Here is a 3,127-nt window from a genome sequence, read left to right as displayed (position 1 = left end):
GAATGTCGTATGGAGATATCCATCACAGGACAGAGGTGGAGTTTTCCAGGTATAATTTTGAAGAGGCAGACATAGAGATGTTGTTCACGTTATTTAAGATGTATGAGAGTGAATCATCATCTCTTATCGCGAAAGGATTGATACTCCCTGCCTATGATTATTGCCTCAAGACATCCCATATCTTTAATCTCCTTGACGCGAGGAAGGCTATAAGCGTGTCGGAGAGAACAGGGTATATAGCACGGGTTAGAAACCTTGCAAAGAAATGTGCTGAGGGGTATTCAAGTCAGTTAGTATGAATTATGAATAAAGATATACTTATGGAGATCGGGGTCGAGGAGCTCCCGGCAAGGTTTTTACCTGCTGCAATAGCGGACATCAAGGCTGCTGCTGAGCGGCTCTTAATGGAAAATCGTATCAGATTCAGGGAAATCTCTGTATACGGCACGCCAAGAAGGCTGGCATTAATTGTTACGGAAGCAGATGAAATGCAGGAAGATGTTGTCATTGAAGTGTCCGGGCCTCCCAAAAGTGCCGCCTATAGCGCTGATGGTGTTCCGACAAAGGCGGCAGTGGGTTTTGCAAAAAGCCAGGGAATAGATATCTCTCAATTAAAGATTAAGCATACTGATAAGGGTGAATATCTGTTTTCAGAGAAACATGAAAAAGGGAAACAGACAAAAGATGTTCTCCCTTCACTACTAAAGAACCTTTTATCATCAATAACCTTTCCAAAATCCATGCGCTGGAATGATACAAGGGTCCGTTTTGCCAGGCCGTTGAGATGGCTGCTGGCTATATATGGGGATGAAATTGCCGGGTTTGATTTTGCAGGCGTGAAAAGCGGAAGAACATCTTATGGACATCATTTCATGTCTCCCGGATCTTTTGTCGTTAAAAGACCGGATGATTACGTCAGCTCTCTGATGGAAAGGTTTGTCATTGCAGACCAATCGGATCGTCTTACGAGGATAGAAGAACAGCTAAAGTCTATCTCTCATGAAAAAGGCGGTCTTGTTGTTCCTGATGAGGAACTCCTTAAAGAGGTCGCATTCTTAACAGAATATCCTGTTGCAGTCTGCGGCAGGTTCGATGAAGGATTCCTGTCTCTTCCTAAAGATGTCCTTGTAACAGTGCTTAGGGAGCATCAGAGGTCTTTTTTAATTGAAAAAGAAGGTGGAGGGAGCCTTCCATATTTTATTTCAGTCAGTAATACAATGCCCAGGGATATTGCTGTAATCAGGTCCGGATACGAAAGGGTTGTCAGGGCAAGGTTGTCTGATGCGAAATTCTTTTTTGACGCCGACAGCACATTAAGACTTGAGGACCGGTCTGTTAAACTTGGACAGGTAGTCTTTATGGCTAAACTTGGCACTATGTCTGAGAAGGTTGTAAGATTAAAGTCATCAGTAAGTCACTTGTCAGAACTGTTTAAGTTGTCAGATATTGCCCCAGCTGCTGTAAGGTCTGCAGAGTTATCCAAAGCGGATCTTATGACAGATATGGTTGGGGAGTTTCCCGAACTGCAGGGGGTCATAGGGAGGGAGTATGCCTTAAGGCAGGGGGAAAAGAGTGAGGTAGCAATGGCTATATTTGAGCAATATTTACCCCGGTTTTCAGGAGACATGCTTCCTGATACAAAGGCAGGCAAGATACTTGCGGTTGCAGAGAAGATGGATAATATAGCAGGATGTTTTGGATCGGGGAATATTCCTACCGGTTCAAATGACCCTTATGCGTTGAGACGTCAGGCTATCGGTATCCTCCATATACTGATTAAGGGTGGGCATCATGTTGATTTGAAGAAAGTGGCAGAGGTAAGTCTTTCTACTTACAAAGGTATTATTGCCGAAGCAAGATATAATGAGATCACAAAAAATGTTATCGAATTCTTCAGAGAGAGACTCAGTACACTTGTCGTTGCAGAGGGATACAGGTATGATTGCGTGAGGGCAGTTATCTCAACAGATCTTGATGATCCATATGATGCATTTCTCAGGATAACGGCGCTGGACCGCTACAGGATCAAACCGGAGTTTGATGCCCTTACTGTTTCATTCAAACGTGTGATGAATATAATCCCTGCTGATTTTATGAGTATATTTAAAGAAGGGCTTTTAAAAGAGGCTGAGGAAAAAGGGCTTTACGATGCTTATAAAAAAGCAGAATATAATGCTATGCTGGCGAAGAAGGAATATAATTATTGGAATGCATTCTCCTCAATCGCTGATTTAAAATCAGATGTTGACCTTTTCTTTGACAAGGTACTTGTAATGGACAAGGATACAAATTTGAGGAACAACAGGATATCATTGATGAGCATGCTGCGGGATTTATTCCTGAACTTTGCAGATTTCAGGCAAATTGTAGTTGAAGGTAAGTAAGTATAAGAAGCGATGATCAATGAGTACTCAGCAATGAGTAATAAGAAAGGGAAGTATGCTATATAAGTCGCTTATAGATGCGATTGGGAATACACCGCTGGTTGAGATAAGCAGGCTTAATCCCAATAAAAATGTTAAGATATATGCAAAGCTTGAGGGGGCTAATCCTACGGGGAGTGTTAAGGACCGCATTGCAAAATATATGATTGAAACCGCTGAGAGGGAAGGTATTCTCTCAAAAGACAAGATACTCCTTGAACCTACGAGCGGCAATACCGGCATATCCCTTGGTATGCTGGCCAGGATCAAGGGTTACAGGCTTGTTGCGGTAATGCCTGAGTGCATGAGCGTTGAAAGGCGTGAGGTCCTGAAGGCATTTGGTGTTGAGATAGTTCTTTCTCCTGGTGATGAAGGCACCAATGGCGCTATCAGGGTTGCAAAGAAGATGGCAGAAGAAAATGAAGACTATATCATGCTGGATCAATACAGCAATCCCAATAACCCCGGCGCCCATTATTACTCTACTGCAGTGGAAATTCTCAGGGATGTTCAGGAACCTATTGATTATTTCGTTGCAGGTCTTGGCACCGGCGGAACTCTTATGGGGGCCGGCAGACGTTTAAAGGAGCATAACCCCGGGACACAGATAATAGCAGTGCAGCCGTATCCTAAAAGCGGCCTGCAGGGACTGAGGAGCCTGCTGGATGGTTACGTGCCGCCTATACTTGATTTGAATAAACTCG

The 3,127-nt window shown here is 43.5% G+C and carries 3 protein-coding genes; all 3 read left to right on the top strand.

The features are described from left to right. On the top strand, positions 1-299 hold a 299-nt coding region (locus tag IT392_12395), incomplete at its 5' end, for a glycine--tRNA ligase subunit alpha (GenBank protein ID MCC6545275.1). A 3-nt stretch (positions 300-302) separates the two neighbouring features. Further along, on the top strand, positions 303-2,384 hold the full coding sequence (locus IT392_12390) for a glycine--tRNA ligase subunit beta (GenBank protein ID MCC6545274.1): 2,082 nt from the start codon (positions 303-305) through the stop codon (positions 2,382-2,384). 55 nt (positions 2,385-2,439) lie between these two features. Then, the coding region (locus IT392_12385) for a cysteine synthase family protein (protein MCC6545273.1) at positions 2,440-3,127 on the top strand (688 nt) is incomplete at its 3' end.

Source organism: Nitrospirota bacterium (assembly GCA_020846775.1).
Classification (GTDB): domain Bacteria; phylum Nitrospirota; class 9FT-COMBO-42-15; order HDB-SIOI813; family HDB-SIOI813; genus RBG-16-43-11.
The sequence above is the reverse complement of the archived record's forward strand: the minus strand, read 5'-3'. Positions and strand labels throughout refer to the sequence as shown.

Excerpts from the sequence above, each read along its gene's own strand:
- IT392_12390 (MCC6545274.1), top strand. The coding sequence starts at position 303 with ATGAATAAAGATATACTTATGGAGATCGGGGTCGAGGAGCTCCCGGCA.